Annotated in this window: 24 protein-coding genes and 1 pseudogene; 10 read left to right on the forward strand and 15 right to left on the reverse strand. The window is 61.6% G+C overall.

Features of this window, described 5'->3' with window-relative positions:
- Window positions 1–9 precede the first annotated feature (9 nt).
- The gene (locus BLU22_RS15465; protein WP_394327534.1) at window positions 10–138 is read left to right on the forward strand and encodes a hypothetical protein; all 129 of its coding nucleotides are present in this window, start codon (window positions 10–12) and stop codon (window positions 136–138) included.
- A gap of 8 nt (window positions 139–146) precedes the next feature.
- The gene (locus BLU22_RS15470) at window positions 147–368 is read left to right on the forward strand and encodes a hypothetical protein (protein ID WP_394327535.1); all 222 of its coding nucleotides are present in this window, start codon (window positions 147–149) and stop codon (window positions 366–368) included.
- On the opposite strand, the gene BLU22_RS03445 is transcribed toward BLU22_RS15470, so the two are convergent.
- Window positions 322–1,713 (reverse strand): DEAD/DEAH box helicase, encoded by a 1,392-nt coding sequence (locus BLU22_RS03445; RefSeq protein WP_090212138.1) that lies wholly within the window; start codon window positions 1,711–1,713, stop codon window positions 322–324. The two genes, BLU22_RS15470 and BLU22_RS03445, sit on opposite strands and share 47 nt — an antisense overlap.
- Window positions 1,710–2,300, reverse strand: coding sequence for a hypothetical protein (locus BLU22_RS03450; RefSeq protein ID WP_090212140.1), 591 nt, complete (start codon window positions 2,298–2,300; stop codon window positions 1,710–1,712). Before BLU22_RS03450 ends, BLU22_RS03445 begins: the two co-directional genes overlap by 4 nt.
- A gap of 102 nt (window positions 2,301–2,402) precedes the next feature.
- On the opposite strand from BLU22_RS03450, the gene BLU22_RS03455 reads away from it, so the two are divergent.
- Window positions 2,403–2,633, forward strand: coding sequence for a helix-turn-helix domain-containing protein (locus BLU22_RS03455; protein WP_090212141.1), 231 nt, complete (start codon window positions 2,403–2,405; stop codon window positions 2,631–2,633).
- Here the strand turns inward: BLU22_RS03455 and BLU22_RS03460 are convergent.
- The 12 genes and pseudogenes from BLU22_RS03460 to BLU22_RS03515 form a co-directional block, all read right to left on the reverse strand.
- Window positions 2,630–2,848, reverse strand: a complete 219-nt coding sequence (locus BLU22_RS03460) for a BPSL0761 family protein (RefSeq protein WP_090212143.1) — start codon at window positions 2,846–2,848, stop codon at window positions 2,630–2,632. The genes BLU22_RS03455 and BLU22_RS03460 overlap by 4 nt on opposite strands.
- A gap of 212 nt (window positions 2,849–3,060) precedes the next feature.
- A complete protein-coding gene (locus BLU22_RS03465) occupies window positions 3,061–4,089 on the reverse strand; it encodes an IS5 family transposase (protein WP_394327536.1) in 1,029 nt (342 codons plus the stop codon).
- A 13-nt stretch (window positions 4,090–4,102) separates the two neighbouring features.
- Window positions 4,103–4,699, reverse strand: coding sequence for an endonuclease (locus tag BLU22_RS03470; RefSeq protein ID WP_394327537.1), 597 nt, complete (start codon window positions 4,697–4,699; stop codon window positions 4,103–4,105).
- Window positions 4,700–4,926: 227 nt separating this feature from the next.
- A complete protein-coding gene (locus tag BLU22_RS03475; protein ID WP_175578014.1) occupies window positions 4,927–5,367 on the reverse strand; it encodes a hypothetical protein in 441 nt (146 codons plus the stop codon).
- Window positions 5,364–7,370, reverse strand: a complete 2,007-nt coding sequence (locus tag BLU22_RS14920) for a hypothetical protein (protein WP_157718966.1) — start codon at window positions 7,368–7,370, stop codon at window positions 5,364–5,366. Before BLU22_RS14920 ends, BLU22_RS03475 begins: the two co-directional genes overlap by 4 nt.
- Complete coding sequence (locus tag BLU22_RS14925; RefSeq protein WP_157718967.1) at window positions 7,367–9,322, reverse strand: hypothetical protein; 1,956 nt, start codon at window positions 9,320–9,322, stop codon at window positions 7,367–7,369. Before BLU22_RS14925 ends, BLU22_RS14920 begins: the two co-directional genes overlap by 4 nt.
- Window positions 9,319–10,779 carry a tyrosine-type recombinase/integrase gene (locus tag BLU22_RS03490; RefSeq protein WP_090212151.1) on the reverse strand — a complete coding sequence of 487 codons (1,461 nt, stop codon included), beginning with the start codon at window positions 10,777–10,779 and terminating at the stop codon, window positions 9,319–9,321. Before BLU22_RS03490 ends, BLU22_RS14925 begins: the two co-directional genes overlap by 4 nt.
- A 71-nt stretch (window positions 10,780–10,850) precedes the next feature.
- Window positions 10,851–11,090: pseudogene (locus BLU22_RS03495) on the reverse strand (YqhA family protein); the annotation flags it as partial.
- A gap of 79 nt (window positions 11,091–11,169) precedes the next feature.
- Window positions 11,170–11,511, reverse strand: coding sequence for a PA4575 family protein (locus tag BLU22_RS03500; RefSeq protein ID WP_090212152.1), 342 nt, complete (start codon window positions 11,509–11,511; stop codon window positions 11,170–11,172).
- Window positions 11,512–11,675: 164 nt separating this feature from the next.
- A complete protein-coding gene (locus tag BLU22_RS03505) occupies window positions 11,676–14,126 on the reverse strand; it encodes a Lon protease family protein (RefSeq protein WP_090212154.1) in 2,451 nt (816 codons plus the stop codon).
- A 212-nt stretch (window positions 14,127–14,338) separates the two neighbouring features.
- Complete coding sequence (locus BLU22_RS03510; RefSeq protein ID WP_090212156.1) at window positions 14,339–15,163, reverse strand: OmpA/MotB family protein; 825 nt, start codon at window positions 15,161–15,163, stop codon at window positions 14,339–14,341.
- A gap of 10 nt (window positions 15,164–15,173) precedes the next feature.
- The gene (locus BLU22_RS03515; protein ID WP_090212157.1) at window positions 15,174–15,977 is read right to left on the reverse strand and encodes a motility protein A; all 804 of its coding nucleotides are present in this window, start codon (window positions 15,975–15,977) and stop codon (window positions 15,174–15,176) included.
- A 417-nt stretch (window positions 15,978–16,394) separates the two neighbouring features.
- Here BLU22_RS03515 and BLU22_RS03520 point away from each other — a divergent pair, with 417 nt between their 5' ends.
- The 7 genes from BLU22_RS03520 to BLU22_RS03550 all read left to right on the forward strand — a co-directional run bounded on the left by BLU22_RS03520 (window position 16,395) and on the right by BLU22_RS03550 (window position 24,170).
- Window positions 16,395–17,585 (forward strand): FliC/FljB family flagellin, encoded by a 1,191-nt coding sequence (locus tag BLU22_RS03520; RefSeq protein ID WP_090212159.1) that lies wholly within the window; start codon window positions 16,395–16,397, stop codon window positions 17,583–17,585.
- Between the two features lie 264 nt (window positions 17,586–17,849).
- A complete protein-coding gene (locus BLU22_RS03525; protein WP_090212161.1) occupies window positions 17,850–20,090 on the forward strand; it encodes a class I SAM-dependent methyltransferase in 2,241 nt (746 codons plus the stop codon).
- 14 nt (window positions 20,091–20,104) lie between these two features.
- A complete protein-coding gene (locus BLU22_RS03530; protein WP_090212162.1) occupies window positions 20,105–21,286 on the forward strand; it encodes an SET domain-containing protein in 1,182 nt (393 codons plus the stop codon).
- Between the two features lie 227 nt (window positions 21,287–21,513).
- Window positions 21,514–22,965 (forward strand): flagellin N-terminal helical domain-containing protein, encoded by a 1,452-nt coding sequence (locus tag BLU22_RS03535; protein ID WP_090212164.1) that lies wholly within the window; start codon window positions 21,514–21,516, stop codon window positions 22,963–22,965.
- Window positions 22,966–23,115: 150 nt separating this feature from the next.
- Window positions 23,116–23,334 carry a DUF2835 family protein gene (locus BLU22_RS03540; RefSeq protein ID WP_090212166.1) on the forward strand — a complete coding sequence of 73 codons (219 nt, stop codon included), beginning with the start codon at window positions 23,116–23,118 and terminating at the stop codon, window positions 23,332–23,334.
- Window positions 23,335–23,396: 62 nt separating this feature from the next.
- Window positions 23,397–23,714, forward strand: coding sequence for a hypothetical protein (locus BLU22_RS03545; protein ID WP_090212168.1), 318 nt, complete (start codon window positions 23,397–23,399; stop codon window positions 23,712–23,714).
- Between the two features lie 153 nt (window positions 23,715–23,867).
- Window positions 23,868–24,170 carry a hypothetical protein gene (locus BLU22_RS03550; RefSeq protein WP_090212169.1) on the forward strand — a complete coding sequence of 101 codons (303 nt, stop codon included), beginning with the start codon at window positions 23,868–23,870 and terminating at the stop codon, window positions 24,168–24,170.
- Between the two features lie 71 nt (window positions 24,171–24,241).
- Here BLU22_RS03550 and BLU22_RS03555 read toward each other — a convergent pair whose 3' ends face one another.
- Window positions 24,242–24,583 (reverse strand): hypothetical protein, encoded by a 342-nt coding sequence (locus BLU22_RS03555; protein ID WP_090212171.1) that lies wholly within the window; start codon window positions 24,581–24,583, stop codon window positions 24,242–24,244.
- Window positions 24,584–24,598 lie beyond the last annotated feature (15 nt).

Raw genomic sequence — 24,598 nt, forward strand, 5'->3', positions numbered from 1 at the left:
CAGATCGAAATGGAGTTCGAAGACAAGCTGAAGGCACTGATGAGCGAGTACGGCATGGATCTGGCGAAGGTGGTCAGCATCCTCGATCCGCATCCGACCGAGCCTGAGCAGACCGCCCCTGCTGACGTCGCCAGGTGAGGGTCTACGTGCAGCCGGTCACAGGCAAGCGCATCGAGACCAAGGGGGCGAACCATCCACTGCTCAAAGCCTGGAAAACAGAGTTCGGGGCTGATGTGGTGGAGGGGGGGGCGGCAAGCCTGAATGGTAATGCTGGGACTTCGAGTGGCCACGCTCCGCCGGGTAGTGATGGCCGACAGGCTTTCAAAAACAAGCCAACAATAACTGCCGATAGTGTTGCGAAAAGCTGACCTGATAGCTCGGCTCGGCAGCAAAATCCCCCAGGGAGTAGCCGCCCGCCGCACTGGCCCCAGGAGGCTGCCCAGCTTCATCACCACTGCGACCATCGGCCTCGCTGCCAGCCCCCATCCCATCAGCCATCGAGCCAGCAGGAGCGGCGGGCATCTGCACCTGGCTCAATACCGCCAGGTCATCCGGCAGATCCTCCGCAATCCGCTCGGCAAAGCGCCGCAGGGTCGGCTCCGCAAGCATGAATAGCCACGCTTGGTCATCGGACTCGCCGATGCGCCGCAGCACCCGTCCCAGCACCTGCCGGTAGTGCAGCTCAGTACGGATGCGGCTGAGGTAGCAGCACACCTGCAGGCGGGGGATGTCCGTACCTTCGCTGATCATCCCCACAGCAACGATCCAGCGGCACTCGCTGTGCCTGAACGCATTGATCACCTGCTGGGCATCCGGAGTCCGGTTGGTCACGACCTGGCAACCTTCCCCCATGGCTTCCAGAGCCTGGGCAATCTGCTGGGCGTGCTCGATATCGGTGGCGACCACCAGGCCGGCCGCATCCGGCTTGATCTGGCGAAGCTCATCCAGCTTGTCGCATCCCAGACCGAGCAGTTGATCGATCACCTCGTCATGGCGCAGCAGTTCTTCGTAGGTGACGGGGGACTCCCCAAGCAGCTTGGCGATGCTGGGGAACAGCCTGACGGTGTTCTCGGTCTCCAGCTCCTCCGTGAGCTTCACCTTCTTGTTGTCGAGGAGGACGATGCGGGGCGAGCGACATACCCCATCAGCGATGGCTTCTTTCAGCCCGTAGCGGTAGTCGCAGATCAGGTGCCCCTCCGGCGATGAATAGCGGGCCAGGGCAATCGCTCGGTCGTCCGAGCGCCATGGCGTTCCGGACAGCGCCAAGGTGAAGGTGGCGCGATCCTGTATCCGTTGCAGGATCTGCTGCCCCCAGGCGTTGCTCAGCAATGGATCATGGCCGGCGCAGTGGTGGATCTCATCGAAGACGACGAATACGCGGTAGTCGTCGAGGAGCCGCCAGAACCCCTCGTCCCGGTAATCCATGGCCTGATAGGTGTACGCGGCCCCCACAGCGCCGAGCAGGCCGTCCAGACGCTTGCCGAGTACCGCCGCAAAGGTCGACCGGAAGCCCTCGACGACCTGGCACGATGGCGCGAAGCAGAGCACCAGATCGACCCTGTCTTGCTCCAGCAGGCGGCAGGCCAGCTCTGCCGCCATGCGCGTCTTTCCGGCGGCCGGCGTTGCCTGGCAGAAGAAATGCGGCGTGGAAAGGAAGTGTTCCAGCGCCGTGTCGATGCAGCAGCGCTGCCAGTCTCTCAGGGAGGAGGTCATCGCGCCGAGGCAAGCGTCTTGAGCGTCTTCTCGACGGCACGGAGGTGGCCCAGCAGGCGCGAGCTGCGGTCTCTCGCCTCCAGGTACTCGTCTTCGACCTTGTCGCGGAGATGCGGCATTTCGTCGAGGAGCTGCTTGAATCGTTCCGCCTCGCCCATCGCTGACAGGAAGTCCAGCCGGATCTCCTTGAGGAGCGTTTCCAGATGCTGCTCCGCATCGGAAGCAGGGTTGGGCGGCACGCTTCCTAGCTTGGGGGCTGACGGCTCTTGCTCTGGCTCACGCACGGTCTTGAGGCTGTTCTCGAACCCGCCGTCGACCAGCTCCAGTAGCAGATGCTCCGGGAACGGTTGCAGGTGGTAGACCTGCCCCCGAGAGCGGCGTTCTTCGTCAGGTACGAGCCAGCCTGCACGAAGCATGCGGCGAATCTGCTCATACACATACCGGCGTACATCGCCGAGACGAAAGGTCATGCGTTCCAGGCGCTTGGCATAGGCATCCCGCAGGTCACGGGTCGTGAACTGCGTGTGCCCCTCTTCCTGAAGCAGCTCATACAGCCGCCTGTCGAAGATGAACGAGGCAGATTTCATGCAGGCACCCGAGAGGTCGTAGCGTAAAAATGCGGATTATAGTCCGTGGCCCGTGCGTCCGCAAACGCAGATAGTGCCGCCTCAATTGGAGTTGAGGCGGTCATGGATCAGTTGGCGAAAGCGTTGGGGGCACGCATCCGGACGCAGAGAAAAGCCTGTCGGCTTTCTCAGGATGCACTCGCGCTGGCCTGCAGCATCGACCGCAGCTACATGGGGCGCATCGAGCGTGGCGAGGTGAACATCACTGTCGAGAAGCTGTACCGCATCGCCAGCCTGCTGAGCTGCGATCCAGCCTCTCTCCTGCCTCCAGTGGCGGAGCTACAGCCCGGCTAGTCGATGCTGGAGCTCAGGAATGGCTCAGAAAGGCTGTCCTCTCTCCGCTCCTCTACCTTTCCGGCCAGCAGCACCTCTCGCGCGGTTGGGTAATGACGCAACAGGCGACGAGCCTCAGTGCGCACGACCTCAGGCAGAGTCTTGTCACGGGACAAGTCGACCAGAAACTCGCGGGCTTGAATGATTGAGCGGGTGCGCTCAGTCGGCATCGTCATACCGTTTCCTCACATTTCGGCACTACTAACTCCGCATCCTCGCGGCAGATGCGCTGGGCTCTGCAGGCAAGGGGCGACCTATGGGCACCTCTAAAAACACACATCTGAGCTGAGCCAGACAGTGACGAGCACAACTCCTGGCATCCGAGTGCCGGGGGACGTGCTCGCAGAACATCCTTCGGCCGGTCGCGATACGCGACCGGTAGCCTGGCTCAGGCCAGTTCCAGCAGACTCGACATCCGCTTGAGGTTGTAGACCGCCGATTTGACCATCAGGCCAAACTCCGCACGGGCCAGGCCAATGCTCCGGATCATCTTGCCGCCCATCTGGGCGAGGCTGGCGAAGACATGCTCGACTCGAGCGCGGGGGCTGGCTATGCGCTTGTTCCGTGCCTTGCCCCGCTCACTGATGGGCTTGCCGGCCTGGCCCTTGCGCTGGATATGCGGCCGCCAGCCGATCATCTTGAGCCAGCGCTCCCGAGGCCCGTCGTGGTAGCCGCGATCTGCCCAGAAGTCCCGGCTGCTGTTATTCCGGTCGAGCACATCCACCAGATGCCGGGTGTCTGCCTCGCTGGCATCGCTCACCCGCACGCAGCGGATCAGCTTGTGCCGACGATCCACGCTGACCGACAGCTTGTAGCCGAAATACGACTTGCCGTGCTTCTTCGTCCAGCGCGCATCGGCATCCTTTTGCCGGCGCTTGGCCGGCGACCACTCGATCGGTACGGCCTTCTCCTTCACCACGGCCTGTTCGTCGGCCGTGTTGTGCTGGGTCGGTGCGCGAACAATGCTGGCATCGATGATCTGTCCCTCGCGGGCTCGGAATCCGTACTCCTGCAACTGGCGCTGTACCTCGGCAAAGATCTGGTGCTCGACATTGGCTTGCACCAGACGCTCGCGAAAGACCCAGATCGTGTTGCGATCTGGAACCCGGCCGGAGTGTTTCAGTCCGGCAAAGCGCTGGAAGCTCATGCGGTCGAGCAGCTGGAACTCCATTTGCTCATCGGACAGGTTGAACAGCTGCTGGAGCACCAGCAGGCGAGTCATCAGCTCTGTCGGATACGGTGGCCGACCGCCCTTGGCCCGGCTGGGCCTGGGAGCCCAGCGATCGATTTCAGCAGCCAGGGCAGCAAAGCCCACATGCTTGTCGAGCAGGGCCAATGGATCGCCCAGGCTGTCCAGCTTGGCTTCACGTTCCTGGTCGGCAAACAGGCTCAACATCAGCAGACTCCGGGTGGTCAACGGGACGGCGATTTTACCCGGAGGTGAGCCTGGTTTTTAGAGGTGCCCCATAGCGGTCGTGCATATAGAAGTAGATGCGGGCGACTTGACCCTTCACTTCGTTGCGCGGCTCGGTGATGCGCTGCTTGAAGTCGGTTTTGGTCGAGCAGGTGCCGTACTGCTTCGCGGTCGATGGCAGCATACCGAACTGGAAGTTGCTGCGATCACCATTGACCTCACCGATGCTCGGCGAAAGGTTGTGCATGTCGGCTTCCATCGTGCGGAAGACAAGATCGGTGCTTTTGCAGTTCTCCCGCCCGCCGTTCTGCCAGCACTGACGCTGGTGGCCCAGCACCCAAGCAGGCACGACATGCTCCCACTCGATGCGTCGCGCTCTGTTCTGGTCGGCCCGCACCTCGTACCCGCACGCTGCCAGGTCTACTCGGCCACCAGAGCGCCCCATCCACCGCCAGTCACAGCCACAATACAGCTCACCGTCATCGTTACGGTCGAAGTAGACAGTCCTGCGCAGCTCGATCTTGGCTTTCTCGAATGACTGAGGGGCAGCGATGCTTGGGAGGTGGAAAAGCCCGGCGATGACGGCCAGACCAAAAAAGAGAACTTTCTTCACGAAGAGCCTTATGAAATTGGTGATGTGTATGCCCTGCGGGCACATCTTACAATTGGCAGCTCAACCGTCAGAGGCAAGTTAACAACAGCTGCCGATAGTGCTGCGAAAAACTGACCTGATAGCTCGGCTCAGTAAGTTTCCACAGGAAATTTTTCGAGCATTTTTCGGACCACATAATCGCTGAGAGCCGCAATGATACTTTACTGTCCTCCTACGCCGGCCGCTGCTCAATGGAGGTTGCCCAACGGCACAACATTGCTGTGCTGTTTTTCGGCGGTGATTTCACTGATCTTTTGTTTGAGCGAGTCATTCTCATGCTGGAGAGAGTAATTCTCCTGCGCCAACGTCGCAATCTCTTGAAGGGCAAGCTCATATTCTGCCTTAAAAACGTTTAGCTGATCTTTTGCTGCTTGCTTGAGGGCTCTCTGCTTCTTCGCGTCTTCTGATGCAGACAGCCTGGAAGACTCTTGCTGCACCGCCGCTGCTGCCGCCTCGATTTCGGCAATCAACTCCGCGTGTTCAGCCCGACTCTTCTTGATCGAGCCACGCTTGCGGCCGGCCTCCAAGGCCACTGTGTCTTTATTGATCGCAGAGCCTTTCGGTACGCTTTTCGGCTTCCCTTCGATCAGTCGCCGTAGGGCTGCGCGATAATTATCAACTGCACTCATGCCATCGCCTCCATTTTCTCCAGCAGACCGGTCTTCTCCAGCTTCTCGTAGATCGCTGAAATTTCGGATTCAAGTTGTTTGTACTGAGGATTCTCCACCGCGAACAGGGATTTCTCACGCTTCAGGTTATCCAGACCGCGCCGGATATTTTTCAGGCTGCGGTCGTCATCGAGAATGGAATTCTCGCAGTCCATGCACGCAAATATGCTGGTGAAGGAAATCTTGTCGCAGGGTTCGAGGTTGGTACAGCCACCAATCGGGCCGATCTTGTAGACCATTTCGCCTTTGAGGAACTTCTTTTCAGTCATAGCTCGGTCGGTCGTAATGATGAGTGGCTGGCCTTTATCGCGTGCTACTTGAATGCGATTGCCTTCCCCGCCCCAAAGCCGACTGGCGCTATTGATTACATTTGCTTCGTAGTTGATATATTGCGACTTGAGGCGTTCGCACTCCAGCTCCTCCATCCAGCCTTGTGCTTCGTCTGTTTGCAGAAAGTTCACGGCAAAGGCGCTGCCCTTCCGGTAGTACGAGGTCATAACTTCGGTCAGATGCTTGAATTGCAGACCCAATGAACCGACTGAAACCATCCCTGAGCGCGCCGCATAGACGGCCAGCGAGCGCCGGCACTGGTGAGTCGCCAGCGGCCAGGGCTGACCGATTTGAACGTCAGGGTCGTTTCGCCAATCCCGAAAGCCATCAAACTGCTCCAACTCACGAATATCTGCTTCCTGCACAATTATTTCAGGCCACCGTGAAAATAGTCGTTTTTTTCTTACCAACATAGCGCGCCCCCCCGCCACGGGAGAGCACTTAAATTCCCGGTAATCATTGGAAAATTTAAGCGAAGGAAAGAGTGGAGACTTACTTAAGTCGGTGTAATCAAGATCGTTCCACAGCGCAGTGATCTCCCCGACACACCGAGCCGCGACAACAGCTTTCTCAGCAGCGGGCGTAGTTATCCAGAATGTTTCCGTCTGATTTTGACCGGCGACCTTCGACGTATAACCGCGCAATATCGAAAAATCTGCGCCGGCCATTTCAATAGTTTGATAGGCGTCAGCTGGAAGACATCGGGCTTCATTATCACGCATACCCGAAAAAAAGTGAATCCAGTATTTTGCGGCGCATTGAATCTCACCAACATACTTACGCAGGTCGGCACCGTCCGCAATTGAATACTTCTCAAACAACGAACGCAACCCAAAAAGTGAAACCAAGTCCGACCAGACAACACCCTCTTTATAAAGGTACATTCTAGCTTCAGACACGCCGAATCGCGGGTTTTCTTTCCGCTTCCGGCAAAACGCGACTAGCGCATCGCGATGCTCATTGAAGGCATCTAGCTCAGAATTGATTGCCGCAATAAAAGCAGCGTAGATTCTGGTCGGAATCAGCTTGGTTTGTTGCTGCTCACCATTACCCCACTTGGAACTCTTATCGTAGATCGCCTGCATGAGTTTAATAGGCTCATAACTGGCCGGTGCAATCGTAAAATCAGGGTGTTTTACCCGGAATTCAAATATCTCTTTGAGAAAAGTAAGCATGCGACCCATAGCATCTCGCTCTAGGAGCGCAAAGCTTGGCAGAAAAAATCGATTGATATTTTCGCTCTCAAATAGTTGAGTCAGTGACAGATTATTTCTGAACGACAGATACACCAGCTTTCTAAGGGTGCTCATTGTTAATGACACAGGCTTGCGCGGCATTGGAAATAAATACATTCGCGCAAATTGAATGCACTTCATTTCCTCGACAATGACCGTAGCCAGCGGATTTTCCGAACCATCGGCCCAACTAACGAAGTCATAGATGCAAACGCCTCTGGCGTCGTACATCTTCATATTCCACACATTATCTTGATAGCGCGAAACAACCTCGCCCGTCGCCGCGCGCGAGATTACAAAATCACCGCCAACGGCAAGGTGGTCCGATTCGTTGGCGTAGCTATCGGGCAACTGATGCTGTTGCCACTGGTTAAGCTGAAGATAGGCGATAATGCTCACGACACGGCTCCTAGCGTAACCAGTGTATCGAAGTGGATAGCCCAAAACTCATCAAGATCACCGGATTCGACTTCTTCGCGTACCCGGTTGATCGTTGATTGACTGTCGCCATCAGCGTCTTGCATGGCTGACAGCACTTCGTCAATGCGATGAACAGTCGGGCCGAATTTGCTTTGCCAATGGTCAATGGGTTGTTTGTGTTTAATAGACTGGATCAAGTAACGCAACGACAGCAGGCGTCGCATATCCTCTTCGTCGGCGTGAACCGCATAGAACTCACAGAACAAACAGGTTTCAGGGTCGCGGCAAGTGGGCGTGGGTGCCAGCTCAGTAAAGCCCTGGGCGCGCTCTGGCTGCGTCTCAGGCGCTTTCTCACACGCCCCTGCTCCCGTCACGGCCTCGGGTCTCTTTTCGTCGAGGATACGCACTGGAATTCGCTCTACAGTGCGCGTGCGATCAACCGCCGCCTGGTGCATCGCCTCAAAGAAACTGGCCATTTCCCCGGCGAAGTCCTCTAGGGCGGGCCGGCTGTAGGCTTGGCGAACCATGTCTTCGGTATTGCTGAGTTTTTCGGCGGTCAGCGTCATATCGCCACCGCTCAACTTCACATATTGATAACTAACATTTTTCCGCCACTGTCTGGGCGTGACCCACATTGTTCGGGGTAGCGTTTTAGAAAAGAGCATCCTGAGCGCATCGATAGAGGAACCGCCGACCTGCGTAATTCCATGTTTAGCAGATAAATACGGAAACACCAGCGCACTATCGCTACCGTTCAAAACCCACTCGCGCAATTTAAGATATTTCTGGAATACTGGCGCGAACCGCAGTCCGAACTCTGGCACAACGGTTTTTCCGCCGGCCCGCCCCTTGGTTCCTGAGAAACGCTTACCTTTCGTACTCGGCACAAATTCAAGCGTATCGACCTCAAGCGCTTGAGCAACACTCAGATTGCAACCTGTAGCGGCGATAAATGCCAGCATGCCCGCCACTACGGCATGATTACCAAATCTCTGCCTAAGAGCAGATCGAAAGTCCTTGTTGTTTTTTTCATACATCCTTCTTGATGACCTGTAAGCGCCTCTTGCGCTTTCTATAGCTTTTCTATCGTCGACCAGCCCAAAGTGCACTTTTACTTGGTCCAACGTAGGAAATACCGGGGATTTGAGCAGCAGGTTCGCAATACTAAAGTCTGCGGTCTTAGTTCTCCCGCTATCAACCTCCACTGTATACAGATAGCAGGACTCGCCGCTGGGTGAGACGAGATGCAGCGGCACCTCTCCATTTCCAACCAGGATGCGATGTGCTTCATCAATAAAACTGAGCAGGGTGGCGAATGTCTTTGCCTGCTCATCGGCACTCGGGAGTTTCAGGTTTACATGGCTCGCCTGATCGCGTCGCTTAGTAATTAAAGTGGTAATACCCTTGACCTCAGGCTCACTAAGGCCTGTTGCAAGCCTCACCACTGTTAGCGCACCGGATTGATATTGCGATGCAGTCACTTGTTTAAGTGGTTGCCCACCGATACCCGAGCTATTCACTCGATGCAGCAAATTCCGCGTATATTCGCAATAGGCGTTCTTCATAGACGCGACATTATCAAAATAATAGGGCTGCTCTTGAACGTCTAGCCAGTCAACAAAATATCTGCTCAATACGAATTGGTGAATTGCTCTGGAACTACTTTGGGACAGTCTCAACTCCTCGATTAGCGCCCGCACGAAGGGGATTCGAGAATTGTCGAGCGACGAAATATCGACCGGAGTGCCGATCTGCTGATTGGTTGACCTATTCCGACGTCGGTAACAGAGAGCGCCCACATCAATGTATAGCGGGCCTGGGTCAACGGGATTGTCAGCCGCCAATACAGCAAGCTGCGGCTGGATGACCTCAATATTTACATCCTTGTAGTCGACGGTGATGACCTGGCGCTGAACAAACTCATTGCTCATACAAGGCCGTCCGCGTTAGCCGCTGTGTTCACATGCTTGAATAACTGAGACTCAAATTCATGCTGGACGCTGTTTTTCCATTGCAGGCGAGACTTGTAATTCAAATACTGCATGGTTGTTTCTTTGCTAGAGTGCCCCATGCGCTGTTGAACGTACTCCAGCGCCGCAGTAATGCGCTGGTCGCCCATATGTTTCAGCTGACTTTCGAGCAGGTTCATACCGAAGCTTGCGCGCAGATCGTGGAACGTAAAGTCCTGAAAGCTCGGATTTTCGGAATAAATACGGGGCAGCAAAATTTCACGAATATGCTGTCGCAGTGACGCGCCATCCTGAATTGAAACATTCAGAGCCCGATCTGACATGCCGGCCTTCCGGCTCACACTGGCATCGCGCCTATCGTAGATCTCTTTTTTGCTCGTGTAGTAGGGGATGCCATTCCTGCTTAGAAAAACGTAATTGTCTTCCGTGTCACCGTAAAACGAGCGCTCTCGCCGCTTGATGGCTTCCGGGCTGCGGGAATAAATCAACATATCTTTGACCAGCCATTCAGGCACAAGCAGTTGCATCGGCTTTCCGCGCTTCGTGTCAATCTCCGTGCCGTGTCCTATGGGTAGCCTTAAATCTCCATCACCATCCATTTTTCCTTTGAGGTGCTTGACGCGCATGGTGCCTACAGTTTGGATTCGCGCCCCCGTAAATAGTGCAAAGTAAAACATCAACTGATATTCACGCGAGGAAGCCAGCAGCGCTTTAAGAACACTCTCCTGATCCTCGACCGTTAGGGGGCGCAACTCGCCACCGTCATTGATATAGTCTGATTGCCGCTGCTTCTTCGGCGTCGAAATGGTGAGATTGTGCGACTTGATCTTTATGGAATTCTGGATGCCATACTGTGAGGTCACAGTGATGTGGCGCCCGACTTCCTCAAAGGGAGCATTCTGAATCAGACTTCTATCAACCAGATTCCAATTCATGATTTCACGATAGAAGTTCACTACGGCGTTAATGCGCGCCTTAGCATTGCTGGCGGACAACTCGCCATTCCTCAATTGTTCTTCGAGTCGCCGCTTGTAGCGAAACGTGACTTTGAGGCGATCATTCTTCGGTAAACACAAATAATCCAATTGTTCATCTTCAAGGAAGCGAAGATAGTCCAGCAGATGATCGGCAATGCCTCGAAAGGTTCTCGACTCATACCCACTTTCATTTTTGAGCTTATTTGTGAGGTAGAGATTTCCGATTCTCCAAGGCCGGCCATCACCCTGAATTAGAATTGGGAAGTTTGGGTAATACCCGTCCTCATCGGCTGAGAACACATAATCAGGCACGCCATTGGGATTGCCATCATGATGCGTCGAAAGGAACTTTATTTTCTGGAAGCGGAACTCAGGAATCAGTACGCGCCGGGCGCGGGACTCGTAGCGACTTTTTCCGGTCTTTATCTGATTGCGTGACATCGGACGACGTCCTCAGCAGCGTCATTTGTCCGCATTGTAGATCCTGCTGACTGCGGTGCCTACACACCTACATTCGGACTGCCGGAGATCATCACCATCACCAGCAGGCCGCCGACCAGCGCCATGTCGACCAGCGACAGCAGCACCAGGATCAGCTGGATCTCGGCCAGCTCGAACACCCGGGGCAGGACGTGGAAGACTTCCTGGAAGAACTTCAGGACCAGCGCCAGCAGCGCCAGCGACAGACCGAAGTAGATCGGCGCCAGCAACCAGCGGGCCGCGTACATGGCATTTTCGATCAGGCGTTCCATGGCGGGCAGTCATCCGGTCAGGGGGGAAGCGCCGGCCCGACGGCTCGCGCGCCGCGCCCGCCGCCGGCAACGGGGTCGTTCAGGGCTGCGGCTGCCGCAGCCAGCTGCCGCCCGGATGGCCGCGACCGGCGTTCTGCCGGCGCAGCTCGCCCTGCAGGTGCAGGGCCCAGATCGCCGGCCCGTCGACCAGCCGGTAGCCCTGACGCAGCAGGTTGGAGACGATCTCGCGCAGCACCGCATGGGCCTCGGCGGCGCCGTGGAACGGCCCCTGGGCCTTGAGCGTGGCGGGCTGGGCGGCGTCCAGCCCGGCGGCGCAGAGCAGGCTCCACAACCCCTGCCCGCCGGCCAGCGGACGCACGACGAACTCGATGCGGGTGACGACTCCCGGGCATTGCCGGGTCAGACAGAGGTGGCGCGACATGGCGACGGTCCTCGCGGGGGGCTTGTAGTGAGCCTAGTCCCGCCGCAGCGCCTTGCACAGCGCCGGTTATCCACCGTCGCTGTGGATAACCCCGTGGATGGCGCGGGGACAGATGCCGCCGGCCGCAGAACGCAGCCGGCGGGCGGGCGCTGGTCGAAAAACGCTCAGCCGGCCGAAGCCGGCGCCGCCTCGTCCGGGGCGTCGTCCTTGCCGGCCTTGTCGTCCTCTTCCTCCTCGGCGGCGATCTCCTCCTGCAGCTCGGCGATCTCGCGCAGGCGCTCGACCACCCGCGCGTTGACGCAGCCGGCCGGGAATACCCCGCAGGCATCGGCGCTGCCGGCGTGCTCGCCGACCAGCACGCCGAGGGCCTCGTCCACGGTGCGCACCGCGTAGACGTTGAACAGCCCGGCGCGCACCGCGTGGATCACCCGGGTATCGAGCATCAGGTTGCAGACGTTGGCCCAGGGGATGATCACCCCCTGCTCGCCGGTCAGCCCGCGCGCCTCGCAGAGGCGGAAGAAGCCCTCGATCTTCTCGTTGACCCCGCCGACCGCCTGCACCTCGCCGAACTGGTTGATCGAGCCGGTGATCGCGAAGCACTGCTTGAGCGGGGTGCGCGACAGCGCCGAGATCAGCGTGCAGACCTCGCCGAGCGAAGCACTGTCGCCGTCGACGTAGCCGTAGGACTGCTCCAGGGCGATGCTCGCCGAGATCGCCAGGGGGAACTCCTGGGCGTAGCGGCTGCCCAGGTAGCCGGTGAGGATCATCACCCCCTTGGAGTGGATCGGCTGGCCGAGGCTGACCTCGCGCTCGACGTCGACGATCCCCGAGCTGCCCGGGTAGACGGTGGCGGAAATCCGCGCCGGCACGCCGAACGCCGAGTCGCCGACCTCCAGCACGGTCAGCCCGTTGCACTTGCCGACCGCCGAACCGTCGGTGTCGATGAGGATCACCCCGGCCAGCATGTCGTCGAGAATCCGTGCCGAGACGCGCCCGGTGCGGGTCGCCTTGGCCTTCAGGGCGCGCTCGATGTGGCCGATGTCGGTCAGCTCGTCGCCGGCCACCTGGCGGATGAAATCGGCCTCGCTGACCAGCTGGAACAGGTCACCGATGCGCGCCGACAGGCGCCCCTGGTGCTCGGCCAGCCGCGCGCTGTAGGTGGCCAGGCGCGCCACCGCCTCGTTGGTCAGCGGCGCCATGCCCTCCTCCGAGGTGCGCGTCTTCAGCAACTGGGCGAACTGCTCCAGGCTGTCGTCGGCCAGCGGGATGTCCTCGTCGAAGTCGGCCAGTACGCGGAACAGCTCCTGGAAATCCGGGTCCAGCTCCTGCAGCGCGTAGTAGATCTGCCGCGAGCCGACGATCACCACCTTGACCTGCAGCGGGATCAGCTGCGGGGTCAGCGACACCGTGGCGATGCGCCCCAGCTCGGCCAGCGGCGACTCCATCTTCAGCTGGCGGCCGTGCAGGGCGCGCTTGAGGGCGTCCCAGACGAACGGCTCGCCGAGCAGCTTCTCCGCTTCGAGGATCAGGAAACCGCCGTTGGCGCGGTGCAGCGCGCCGGGGCGCAGCTGGCGGTAGCTGGTGTACAGCGCGCCCTGGTCGGAGCTGTACTCGATGCGCCCGAACAGGTTGTCGTAGGTCGGGTGCGACTCGAACACCACCGGCGCGCCGCCGTCGCGGGCATGGCCGACCATCAGGCTGGGGCCGTAGTACTCGACCAGCGCCTGCTTCTTCTGCGCATCGGCGCGGTTGTCCTCGACCAGCTGGTCGACCACCGTCTTCAGCAGGTCGACCTGCACCGCCTGCAGCCAGGCGCACACTCCGGCGTTCTCCGCGTACTGCGCCGACAGCGGCGAGAGCAGCGGTTCGAGCGCCAGGGTGATGGTTTCCTCGTTGAGCTGGCGCAGCCGGTTGCTCGACTCGCGCTTCCACTGCGGCAGGCTGGCCAGCTCCTCGTTGAGGCGCTCCTCCAGGTGGGCGATGTCGGCGTGGAAGCGCGCGCGCTCGGCCTCCGGCAGTTGGGCGAACTCGGCCTCGTCCAGCGCCTGGCCGTCCTTCATCGGGGTGAAGGCGATGTTGCTGCTGTCGCGGTACAGGGCGATGCCGCGCTCCAGCGCCAGCTTCTCGATCACGTCCAGGGCGCCGTCGTAGCGCTGGTTGAAGGCGCGGTCGATGGCGTTCTTCTTCTGCTGGTAGGTGGGCGTCTCGAACACCGCCGGGAAGGTCGCCAGCAGGTTGTCGATCAGCTGGTCGACATCGGCGATCAGCCGCTGCGCGGTGCCCGGCGGCAGGCGCAGCACGCGCGGCTCGCGCGGCTCGTCGAAGTTGTTGACGTAGACCCAGTCGCTGGGCGTGGCCTGGCGCTTGGCCTCGGCCTTGAGGTAGCGGCGCACGAAGGAGAAGCGCCCGGTGCCCGACTCGCCCATGACGAACACGTTGTAGCCCGGCCGCGGCATCGCCACGCCGAACTGCAGGGCGTCCACCGCGCGCTCCTGGCCGAGCACGCCGCGGAAGGGATCGAGTTCGTCGGTGTTGGCGAAACGCAGGCTGTCGGGATCGAACTGGCTGCTGAGCTGTTCGGGGGTGAGGCGCAGGGAATGAGCAAAATCGGCCATCGGGGTATTCCGCAAGGGTGGCAGGTACGCGGCGACCGCGCGCCGCGCGACCGGCGGCGCGGGCCAGCGGCCCCGGCGCGCCGGTCATTTTGCCGCCGATTGTTGACCCATCACCCCCGCTTGGCAAGGAGCGCCGGCCGCCGCCCCGAAGCCGGCACACAGACCGGCAGGCTCGCCGGGCGGCGAGCACCCGGCGAACGCGGCGCCAGCTGCTACTGCGGCGTTTCCATGATTAGCTCGACCCGCCGGTTGGTCGCCTTGCCCTCGGCGCTGGCGTTGTCGGCTAGCGGCCGGGTATCGGCATAGCCCACCGCGCGCAGCCGGTTGCTGCTCACCCCGTTGGACTCCAGGTAACGCACCACGCTGCCGGCGCGGGCGCTGGACAGCTCCCAGTTGGAAGGGAAGCGGGCGCTGCGGATCGGCACCGCATCGGTATGCCCGACCACCGCGACCTGATGGTCGGTGCTGTTGAGCACCGGCACCAGCTGGCGCAGCACGCGCAGACCGTCGAGGCTCAGCTCGGCCTGGCCGGAGGGGAACAGGATCTCGCTGCTGATGCGGAAGCTCACCGTGCCCTCGCTGACCACCACGTCGATGTCCTTGCCCAGCTTGTCCAGCGGCAGGCCTTCCAGCGGGTCCTTCTTGTGCGCCTGCGACTGGGTCTGCGGGGTCGGCACCTCGTTGCCGGAGGTTTCCAGGATACCGGCGTTCTTCGGCAGCACCTGCTGCCCGGCCAGCCCCTCGGCGATGCCCTGCATGTTCTTCAGGCCGTCGCCCTTGCCGGCGAAGGCCAGCATCACCACCAGCATCACCAGCAGCAGGGTCATCACGTCCAGATAGGTCATCAGCCAGCTTTCTTCCTCGGCCTCGCCGACCGGCATCGACGCCGCGTCCGCCGCCTGGCGCTTGACCCGGCGCGTCGCCTGCTTGGCGCGCGCCAGAGCCTGTTCCAGCTCGCGCTGGCGCAGCAGCAGGGCCTGCCGGGAATTGGCCGGCGCGGCCTGGGGTGCGCCGGAACCGCCGTTCTGCTCGCTCATCGCCGCCCCCTCAACCGCGCTCGTAGTCGCGTTCGCTGGAGCCGCTGTCGTTGATCTCGTCCTGGTACTGGGCCATGAACGAGTTCAGCGTCTCGCGCATCAGGCCCGGGCTGCGCTTGTTGCACATCATCGAGATGCCCTGCAGCACCATGTTCATCAGCACCACGCGCTGCTCGGTACGCCGCTCCAGCTTCACCGCCACCGGCTTGAACACCAGGTTGGCCAGCAGCACGCCATAAAAGGTGGTGATCAGCGCAATCGCCATCTGCCGGCCGATGGACGACATATCGCCGTCGCCGAGCAGGAACATCAGGTTGACCAGACCGATCAGCGTACCGACCATGCCGAACGCCGGCGCGAAGCTGGCCATCACCCGGAACAGCTGCGCCTCGGCATGCTCGCGCGCGCGCAGCCGCGAAATGCGCCACTGCAGCAGCTCGATGATGTCCTCCTCCGGGGTGTTGTCCACCACCAGCTGCACCCCGGTGCGCAGGAAGGGATTGCGCACCTGATCCAGCGCCTCCTCGACCTGACGCAGGTTGCCGCCCATCCACTTGCGCGAGATCTCGACCAGTTCTTCCATGTCGTCCTGGGTATACAACTTCTCGTTGCGCATCACCGTGGCGAACAGCCCGAAGATGCGCAGCACCTCGCTCAGCGGGTAACTGATGAAGGTCGCCGCCAGGGTGCCGACCAGCACGATGGCCAGGCTCGGCAGATCGAGGAACAGCATGGGATCTTCGGCGGAAAACACCATCACCACCGCCAGCAGAATGATGCTGGCGAGGATGCCGATAAAGGTTGAGGGGTTCATGGACGCTCCGTGAACAGGTGGGCAGACGCAGTCGTTATTCTTCGCTATGGCCAAACAGCCATCATGGTGGCGGGCGAGGGTATGCCAAGGGTCACCCCGCTGCAATCGCGGATTCTCCAGCAGATCGCTGCCGGCGGCCTTGATCCGCGACAGGGACGCGGGAAGAGCTTCTAACCGCATGCCCCTGCTCGCCGCAGCGAGGATGGGTGACCCACGTCACTCCCGGGCATCCTCTCTCGCGCCCCTGCAGCGCCAAATCTCCGCCGTCAGAAAAAAAAACCACTTTCCCCCTAAAGCTTGCCGTACAGCCGCCGATAGCTGAAGTAACGGCCAAACGGCGCCGTTGCCGCCAGGCGCAGAGCCATCGCGCAGCGCAGCTCGCCACTGGCATACATTGAGCAAGCAAGGAGTCACTCCATGTCCGTCATCAATACCAACTACCTGTCGCTGGTTTCCCAAAACAACCTGCAGAAGGCGCAGAGCTCTCTGGGCACCGCTATCGAGCGCCTGTCCTCGGGTCTGCGCATCAACAGCGCCAAGGACGACGCCGCCGGCCAGGCCATTGCCAACCGCATGACCTCCCAGGTCCGCGGCCTGACCCAGGCCCAGCGCAACGCCAACGACGGCATCTCCGTCGCCCAGACCGCCGAAGGCGCGCTGAACCAGGTCAACGACAACCTGCAGCGTATCCGCGAACTGGCCGTGCAATCGTCCAACGACACCAACTCCAAGGAAGACCGCGCCTCCATCCAGGCCGAGATCAAGCAGCGTCTGACCGAGATCGACCGTATCTCCGAACAGACCGACTTCAACGGCGTGAAGGTGCTGTCCAAGGACCAGAACCTGAACATCCAGGTTGGCGCCAACGACGGCGAGACCATCAGCGTCGGCCTGAAGAAGATCACTGCCGAGACCCTGAAACTGTCCGACTTCAACGTCAGCGGCCCGAAAGGCACTATCGCTGATGCAGCTGCAGCAGACTTCCAAGCAGCCTATGGTTCGACCACTAAAGTTGCCGGCGCCACCGTCGCAGAAGACACAGCCGACAAGCTGGCTGAGCGCCTGGGCGTTGACGCAGCTAGCGTGAAACTGGAAGCAGCTAAAGTCTTTGTCGACGACGAAGGCAGTATGTTCGCCAAGGTCAATATCAAGGCTAACAGCGTCGCGGAGTCCAACTCCCTGAAGGCGCTGGGCTTTGAACTGGAAAATGGCGACGCTGCTGACTACTACATCGCCCTGGAGCCGAGCGAGGCCAATGTCAGCACCCCGACCGTTGCTGCATTCAAAATCGACACCGAGAACCTGAGCCTGGCCTCGCTGAGCACCGGTGCCAGCTCCAACCCGATGGAGAAGCTCGACGCCGCACTGAAACAGGTCGACGAACTGCGCTCCGATCTGGGTGCCATCCAGAACCGTTTCGAGTCCGCCATCACCAACCTGCAGACCAACACAACCAACCTGCAGACCGCCCGTTCGCGTATCGAAGATGCCAACTACGCCGAGGAAGTTGCCAAGATGTCCCGCGCGCAGATCCTGCAGCAGGCCGGCACTTCCGTCCTGGCCCAGGCCAACCAGGTTCCGCAGGGCGTGCTGTCCCTGCTGCGCTAATAGCGCCGCCCGCCGGCAGGCTCGCCCTGCCGGCGCAGCACCACAGGGCACCCTTCGGGGTGCCTTGTCGTTTCCGCCCCCGGCCGGCCGGAAACGACAAGGCATCGCGCATGCTATAAAAGCCGCCGTACAAGCCGCGGGACCGTTGCAGGGTAAAAGGCGCGCGCCGCGCTTTCCTGTCGCCGGCCAGGCACGCAGCCCCGGCCCGCGCCGCAACTGCCAACCGCACACCCCGCCCAGACATTGCACATCAAGGAGCCTCCCATGGCGTCGTCCGACGACTTCAGCTGGCAACTGCATTCCCCCATCGTCGTGCTGGATAACGGCCCCTGGCTGGCACGTCAGCCACGCTTTGCCGAATATCTGGATTGGGGCAGCTTCCATGTCATCAGCTTCGATCCGGGCATGAGCCTGCCGCGCGACAGCCTGCCGACCAGCGAGCGCTTCCAGCTGCTCCCCCTGGCTATGCTCGGCGACGGCAGCACCGAGCAGGTCAACGTCTGTATCGATCCCGCCTGGAACGCCAGCCTGAGCCCGCTCGACGAAGCCATTTTGCCCGAGGGCTGTCAGGGCGCGGCCCAGGTCATCGCCCAGTTGCCGGTCAGCCCGGTACAACTGGACGCCATCGAAGGGCTGCCATGCCTCGATTGGCTGGTGCTGGGCGCCGGTCACGATGCACTGACAATCCTCGAACAAGGCAGCCGGGCACTGGCCGATACCCTGCTGCTACAGGTGGAACTGTGCTTCCAGCCAGTACATGCCGGACAGCCAGGCTTCGAGCAAGTCGCCGACTGGGCATGCCGTCACGGCTTCCGCTTCCACGGCTTCACCCAGGTGCACCACCTGCCGCTGCAACTGCCGGAGGACTACCAAGCCACCGAACAGGGAATGGCCTGGCTGAAGGCCAGCGCCCTGTTCGTTCCCAACAGGGCGCGCATGGCCCGCCTGGACGCCGAGCAACTGACCCGGCTGGCATTCCTCTTCGATACCGTCTTCGATGCACCGGCCACCAGTTTCGCCCTGCTGCAGCAAGCCGATACACAGCTGGCACGCCGCTACGGCCATGCCCGCCTGCCCCGCGCCGAGCGCTGCCTGCCCGATGCGCTGAGCGACTGGCACGGTGCCGAGGCAGTCTGCGAGCAGCCGTTGCCGGAGCGTATCCGCGAGCGGGCGCTGGCCTGCCTGGCACGGGGTAGCGTACAGGGTGCCATTCTCTGGAGCCGTAAATGGCTAGAACAGGAGCCCGAGCACCGTGAGGCGCTGCACTGCCTTGCCGAGGCGCAGTCATACGCTGGCCAGCACGCCGAGGCGCAGGCCCTGCTGCAACGTCTGCAGCGTCGCTACCCCGACGATGCAGCGCTGGCCGCCAGCCTGGCCTGGACCTACTGGCGCGCCGGGCAGCCCAAGGGGACCCGCAAGACCCTGGAAACGCTTCCCCAGGACACCGATGCCAGCCTGACCTACTTGCAGGCCCGACTGCAGGCCGCCAGCGCCAAACCCCGCGAGCGCCGCGAAGCCTTGCAGCTGTGCAGCAGCGCCCTGGCGGCCAGCCCGCAGGCCGCTCACTGGCTGGCCCTGCAGGCCAGCCTGCTGGCCATGGCCGGCGCCCACGAACAGGCACAAGCTGCCAGCCGGGAGGCCATGGCGCAGCTCGACGACAGCGACATGGAGCTGCGCGGGCTGGCCCTGCTGGATCTGGCCGATACCTGGCAACACATCGGCGAGCCGGGCCACGCCCTGCAGACGCTGCAACAGCTCAGCGAGATGCGCCCCGCATCGCTGATCTCCGCTCAGGCCCAGGGGCGCCTGGTGGACGCATTGGCGCGCAGTCCGCAGGCGACGGAGCGGGCATTGGGCGACGCCTTGCGCCCGCTGTGGAGTGCCTGGCGACAGAGCGGGCGCGGCCGCTTCGGCCTGCCCGAGCAGTCGTTGCCGGCGCTGCGCCTGGCTGGCTGCCGCGATACCACGCAGCGTCTGGCGGCCTACGAACTGGCTCAGCTGCTGCCCGGCGCAGCCCGGGTTCTGGATATCCACAGCCAGAACGGTGCCCTGCTGATCGGCCTGGCCGCTCAGGTACCGCTGGCTGCCGGTATCGGGCTGAGCGAGCATCCGGCCGACCGGGTCCTGGCCCAGGCCTGCGCCGCACGCCTGGGGCTGGCAAACCTGAGTTTCGTCCCCGGCTCCCTCAACGACTACGCACACGACGCCCCCTTCGACCTGATCATCGCCAGCGAAGCGCTGCATCGCAGCGGCCTGCACTGGGAAGACTTCGGCGAGCGGCTGCTGGCGCTGTGCGCTCCCGGCAGCTGGGTGCTGCTGGAAAGCCAGGGCAACTTCGACCTGGAAGAGCCGGAACCGGGCTTTGCCGACATGGCCACCGCCATCGCCAGCGCCGGCTTCGAGAGCGTGCGCGAGATCCGCTTGTGCGACGACGGCAACAGCCTGCGCAGCGCCTATCTGCTGCGCGCCCCCATTACTACCACCCCGCGTCCCGCGCAGGACTGATAGGAGCTTCCGCCATGAACATGCCGATCTTTACCGGGGACGCCAGCGATATCGAGCCCCTGCATAACCTCTGCCGCCTGCTTCTGGACAACGGTGCCTGGCTGCACCGCGAACTGGTCATCCATGCCGAGGGCGGCGATCTGTCGCTGCGCGGCGCGCGACCGGATACGGAGCGCGCCAGCTATATGCGCGTGCCGGTACAACTGATGCCGGCGTTGCAGGACTTCACTCTGCTCACTGATCGGGATCGTCAATTGTGTGCTGTGCCAGTGCGCAAGGACATCGACCCACTACAACAGCGTGTGATGCAGTTGATGCTGGAGTTGTATAACCGGACCGGCAAGCTAGCTCAGTGGGAGGCCAGCTATCCGGGCTTCGCCTGGTACGATCAGGATGCGCTGATGCAGCACCTGTCCAGCGCTCGCCCCACTAATGGGTGCAAACAGATCTACGCTGCCGCACAGAATCCACAGAGCATCGAAGCCACCTTGCCCCACAGCTTCATGGGTTCGCGCAAGTTCTTTATGCGCAGTCAGTACAGCGGAAGAACGAGCCACACACATGTACTGATGCCGCTAGTGGACTGCCTCAACCACCACCCCTTGGCAGAGGGCTACAAGATTCACGAAACGCCGCAGCCTGCTGTGATGCGCGTCCTGACACGTCCACAAGGCGAGCAGAGCGAGCTTTTCGTCTCCTATAACCAGTTCGATGCCGTGGATACGCTGTTGAACTATGGCTTTGTCGACAGTCAGACACCGTTCTTCTTCTCGGTGCCCTGCAGCGTTCAGATCGGCCAACATTGTCTGGAAGTCCAGCAACAGCGCTACCTGGAGTCCGCCCATCGCCATCCGCGCCTGCGCGCCCTGGGCCGACAGGCGCCGGGAGTCGAGGTCACAGGTGCGCAGTCGCTGAGTATCTCCGGCTTGATTATTCCCGATGCGGAAAACATCGATCAGCTGCGTCTGGCCGCTGCCGCCATCGGAGAGATCAGCGGGCTGGTCAAGAGCCACAAGGACATGGAGATCTTCGTGCGCGGTTTCGAGGCCAAGGTGATCGAGTACAACAGCCAGTGGTGGCAGACCCTGCGCGAGCTGACCGGACATCTGGATACCCAGCACCCGGCAGCGCAACTGGCTGCCAGAGGCTGCGCGCATCTGGAGGCCTACGCCGCGGCGATTGCACGGCTACATTGAAGCCCCTTTCACCCACTCTATGCGGCGGTATCGGGCGCTCAGCGCCGGCTGCGACGACCCCTGTCGCAGTGCAATACGTCATGGCTTAATTGCCTTTCCGATAGGTGGTAGTCTGCGCGCCATCGCAATGGATGCCATGCGCCCAGACCGTCCACCGCGCCCCGCTCGTTCGAGATGGCGCGGCCCGAATGGCCGCGCACATCGACCAAGAGCAATGGTGCAGACTCATGCTGAACATCAAGACCAACATCCCTGGACTGCAGTCGCTGAACAACCTGAAGGCGGTGCAGAAGCGTATGAGCAGTGCGATGGAGGGACTGTCATCGGGGTTGCGGGTCAACTCCGCGGCCGACGATGCCGCCGGCCTGAGCATTGCGAACCGCATGACGGCCAACTTGCGCGCCAGCGACAAGCTGACGCAAGGCATCAACGATGGCATCAGTCTGATGCAGGTGGCCGAGGGCGGCCTGAACAGCATCAACGAAATACTCCAGCGCTCGCGCGAGCTGGCCGTACAGGCTGCCAACGGCACACTGTCGGACGGTGACCGGGCGAGCATCAATGCCGAATACAAGCAACTGAAGGCGGAGATCGACCGGATTTCCCGAGGCACCGAGGCCTTCGGCAAACACCCGCTGGCGCCGGGGCTACCCGAGCCGACAACCGCGATCCTGGGCAATACGCCGCCACTGGGGCAAAAGTTCCCGGTCAGCGGCTCGGGCGGCTCGTTCTCCTCGGGCATCGTTTCCACCGCCTATGTGCCGGCAGGTGCCAAGAATGTCACCCTGACCATCGATTCCCTCGGGGCCGATGACGATATCCAGCTGTTCGCCCGCGATGGCACCCATCTGGTCGGTACGCCGCTGCTCGGCGCCGATGCCGACATCGTCTGGATGCAGCGGCAGGTCACCGATGGGGCTTCGGCCAAGAATCTGGTGCTGACCACGGAAAACGGCTTCCTGCCTACGGCCAGCTATTCGGATGCCCAGCTGCTGCAAGGTCCGGCGACCTACGATGCAAGCGGTGGCGCCACAGGCACCTACAACGGTATGACCTTCACCTACAGTGGCGACGGCGACCGCTATGAGGATGCCCTGACCGGCGGTTACAACAACGGCAGCAATGGCGCCAATCGGGTCGAGCGGCTGAATATCGACGAGGCGACGGAAGACCTCGTACTGCTGGTGGTCGGCCAGGGTGCCTTTACCGCCACCGTCACCTGGGACACGATGCCCTCCCCCACAGTGACGCCCCCGCCACCTCCGCCACCACTGAGCACGCCGACGGAGATTCTACTGAGCGCCTCCTATGGCAACCGCCCCGATTCGGTGACTATCGAGCCCACTCCCTCCGACAGCGCCTCGCTGGGGCTGGCGGATGTCGAGCTTGACCCTATAGAAAAGGCTCGCGAGGCACTGAGCAAGCTACAGCAGGCGATGAACAAGGTGGATCGCTATCGCGGCCAATATGGTGCTCTCAGCAACCGTTTCGAGGGGGCCATCGTGAATCTGGTACAGGAAAAGATCAGCACTGCGAGCGCACGTAGTCGCATCGTGGATGCCGACTACGCCAAGCTCAGTGCCGAACTGGTGCGCACCCAGATTCTCCAGCAGGCCGGCACCGCCATGCTGAGCCAGGCGGGGCAATTGCCCCAGGCAGCGCTGACCCTGCTGCGTTGAACAGCGCTAAAGTCTAAGGCTAGGCGGGCGACTGGACCGGGCGGCAAACGCCGCTTCTACAGAGCGTCATGGGCGCCTGGTTCGGCACAATCCTTGCCAGCACCGCGCAGCGGTTTATCATCGCGCTCCCCTCTCGCCGAACTCACGCCCATGCCCAGCCTGGACATCACCCTGGATCTCAGCCGCGAGCAGTGCATCGCCCACTACCAGGGCCAGGCGCAGCAGGTGTATGCGCGCAGCCTGGATGGCCGGCGCGTGGTGTTTCCGGCCAGCGCGCTGGTCCGGGTGATGACCCACGACGGCGTGCGCGGACGTTTTCGCCTCGACTTCAGCCCCTCCGGGCGACTGCTCGGGCTGGTGCGGGTCTAGAGAGTCCCGCCGCCCGGCATGCCCACTCCCCTCTCCCGATCCGCCCCACCACCGAGCCGCCGATGAGTTCACCTCCGCAGTTCCAGATCCAGTTCCGCGAGCGCCTGGCCGGCAGCATCGCCAAGGCCGAGCGGGCGCTGAGCGCCGAGTACGCACCCAAGCTGGCGCTCTACCGGGAGCCGGAGCGGATCGTCGAGCGGCTCAACGGCATTCTCCAGCGCTGCACGCTGCTGCGCAGTCTGCTGCTGTTCCCCATGGGCGTCCGCGAGTTCAACGAGCTGCTGCGCAACGAGATCGACTTCGTGCGCGGTGCCGAGCTGTTCCTCGACGAACTGGGGCTGTACCAACCGGCGGCACTCGGGGCCACCGCCGCGGTCTGAGGAAGGGTGCGCCGCTCGGCAAAGCGGAAAGCAGCGCACAAACGCTACTTTTCTGACGACAGAAAAATGTCTCTTCGCGTTACAGTAGGCGCCATCCGCAGGATGCGCCGCCGGCGCGGCCGCACCTTCCACTGACGACACCCGCAGATTCCCATGAGCCAGACTCCTCTCCTTCAGGACCCGTTCCGCGCCCGCCTGGGCGGCATCATCCGCCAGGCCGAAACCGCCCTGAGCCCCGACTGGCAACCGCGCCTGCTGCAGTTCAAGGAGCCGGAGCGGATCGTCGAGCGCCTGCAGGCCATCATCAAACGCTGCGCGCTGCTCAACAGCCTGCTGCTCTTCGATATCGGCATGCGCGAGTTCAACGAGCTGCTGCGCAACGAGATCGACTTCGTGCGCGGCGCCGAGCTGTTCCTCGACGAGTTGGGCATCGTACAGATGCAATCCACCGGCTGATCCGGCCACCGACTAGCGGAAACGACAGACCCCGGCCGAGGCCGGGGTCTGGGAGCGATGCGGGCGCTGGTTCAGTGCTTGAGCAGGCTGAACAGGTAGTCCGGCAGCGGGTCGATGACGATGGGCTGACCCTCGTAGCGGGCCTTGACCTCGGCCTGCGGGGCGACGCCGTTGGGCAGGCGCGCGGCATCGCCGAGCTGGCGATGGGCGTGGAAGTCGATGACGCAACCATCGGCCTCGACCCAGAAGTGCGGTGACAGACTCTTACCATCCAGTTCCACTCGACCGAGCATCGCCTTGCAGGGAATGCGCTGCTCGGCCAGGCGGGTGATCACCAGGCGAGCCATGCCGTCGCATTCGACGTGGGCGGGGTTCAGGTCATTGAGCAGGTTTTGTAACTGGGGGCCGTTCATGGGTGGAATCCTTGG

It is taken from the genome of Pseudomonas guangdongensis, from assembly GCF_900105885.1.
GTDB classification, from domain to species: domain Bacteria; phylum Pseudomonadota; class Gammaproteobacteria; order Pseudomonadales; family Pseudomonadaceae; genus Geopseudomonas; species Geopseudomonas guangdongensis.